We start from the raw sequence: 1,999 nt of genomic DNA, 5'->3' as shown, positions 1-1,999 counted from the left end.
GGCGGATGATGGCCCGGGTGGCTCCGACAACCATGCCGATGGTGAGCAACAGGATTGATTGCCGCCGGCCTTCGCCCGATAATCCGAAAACCCGCCGAGCGCGGAATCCCGCAAATCGGGTGCTTGCAAACCCCAGGTGACGGGCGCGATCGCGCCCGTCCTCCTGTCTGGATCCGGAAAGAACCGTGACGATATCAGACGCCCGTCTTGGACTCTTTTTCGCGCTGGTGACCGCGACGATTGCCGGAACATCCGCATTCGCACAAACCGCGACGCAGGTGGCGCCTGCGCCCACGACCCAGACGGAAAATCAACCTTCGGACATCTCGTCTCAGGTGACGAGGCAACTTCTGTCGCAGGGCTATCGCAACGTGACGGCACGCCGGACACTTCTGGGCAAGCTGGTCATTACGGCAAGAAAAGATCGCTTCGACCGGGAAATCGTGATCGACCCGCGAAACGGTGCGATTCTGCGCGACCTGTTGCGGCGCCCCCGCCAGTTCGACGGCCCGGATCCGTCGACGGCAAGCGATCGCTCGCGGCCGGGCATAGCGATCGGTCACTACGGCGAAGAGGGTTCCGATGGAAAGCAACCCACCGCAGAGGGAAGTGACGAGACCGGCGACAACGGGCACGACAACTCCGGTGACCAATCAGGCGATCGGTCGGAAGGCAATTCCGAAGGCGGTGAGGGCTCGGACGATGGATAGGTCCGCGGTCGACCGGGTTCGCCGATGCTGAAGCACATTCCTCTGATCGTCATTCTCATGTTGCAGACTGTCTCGGCCGCCTATCTGGTGCGCGACATGGTGCTGTCGGTGGCGGGGATCTATTTCGAACCTCTTTCCTGGCAGTATACCGAATATCTGGACATCGCCGCCGCGGCGGGACTGCTTGGTGGGATCGGGCTGGGCGCGCGGATGCTGGTGATGACCCTGCGCGGCCGGCATGCGGCCGAGGCCAAGCTTCGCCGTGCCTCGACCGCCTTCATGGAACTGACTGCGCAGCGGTTCTGCGAATGGAATCTGACCCCGGCTGAACGGGACGTGGCGCTTTTCGCCCTGAAAGGACTGTCCGTGTCGGAGATCGCCGCCCTGCGCGGTACATCGGAAGGCACGGTCAAGGCTCAGACCACCTCGGTCTACCGCAAGGCCGGCGTGACCAGCAGGCCGCAATTGCTCAGCCTGTTTATCGAGGATCTGTTCGATCCTGATCTTTCCCCGATCCAGCCGCAGCCACGCAAGGATTCCCTGATCGGCGCCACGGGACGATGATCCGCTGGCGAAGGGATCACCGGCGTCGTCTCGCCCCTGCGGTCCCCTTCAAAGGGCCTCGGTGCCGGTCGGCGGAAAACCGCTTTCGTTTCGCATGACGCAGCGGCAGATGAACCGCATGGCTTCCGCCGCGCGTTTGGCCTCCATACCGCATGACGGAGGTTAGACATGCTGAGCAATACCATGAAGATGATGATGGCGGGCGGCAAGATCGCTGCCCTGACAGCCCTGATGGGCACCACCGCCCTGGCCCATGACGCGACCAGAATCGAGACCGAAGATGGCAACACGGCCATTGTTCCCGGTGCCGCCGCAGATGCGGAATCCTCGGTCGGAGCGGTGACGGAATCGCCTTATCCGCTGGTCGTCCAGGTCGAAAACGATCAGGTCGTTGCCGAGACGCTGATTGCGCAGGGCTTTACCGATGTCCGCATCCTGCGCGAAGGACCGATGATGACCGTCACCGCGCAGCGCGATGGACAGCCGATCGAGCTGGTCTACAGCGTGGCCAATGGAAGCCTGGTTTCGGTGAATGGCGAAGAGCTGCGCCGCGAACCCGAAGGAGCCTCGGCCGGCGATTCAAGGAATGTTCCGGCAGCCTCCGCGGGTGCTGCGACCGATTCCGATGCTGACGGCATGGATGGCGATGACGATGCGTCCGACGACGGCATGGGCGAGGACAGCAGCACCGATGACGATACCACGGGCGATGGCATGACCGGCGA

The 1,999-nt window shown here is 63.1% G+C and carries 3 protein-coding genes; all 3 read left to right on the top strand.

What is annotated here, in order from left to right; genetic code table 11:
* Window positions 1-227: 227 nt before the first annotated feature.
* Window positions 228-710: a hypothetical protein gene (locus B4A72_RS05020; protein WP_292951037.1), complete on the top strand. Its 483-nt coding sequence runs from the start codon at window positions 228-230 to the stop codon at window positions 708-710.
* Window positions 711-734: 24 nt separating this feature from the next.
* Window positions 735-1,274, top strand: coding sequence for a helix-turn-helix transcriptional regulator (locus B4A72_RS05015; RefSeq protein WP_292951035.1), 540 nt, complete (start codon window positions 735-737; stop codon window positions 1,272-1,274).
* A 168-nt stretch (window positions 1,275-1,442) separates the two neighbouring features.
* The coding region (locus B4A72_RS05010) for a hypothetical protein (protein WP_292978182.1) at window positions 1,443-1,999 on the top strand (557 nt) is incomplete at its 3' end.

This window comes from Paracoccus sp. UBA5162 (genome assembly GCF_002413585.1).
Taxonomy (GTDB): domain Bacteria; phylum Pseudomonadota; class Alphaproteobacteria; order Rhodobacterales; family Rhodobacteraceae; genus Paracoccus.
Note: the sequence above shows the minus strand (reverse complement) of the source record. Positions and strands in the feature narration are given on the sequence as shown.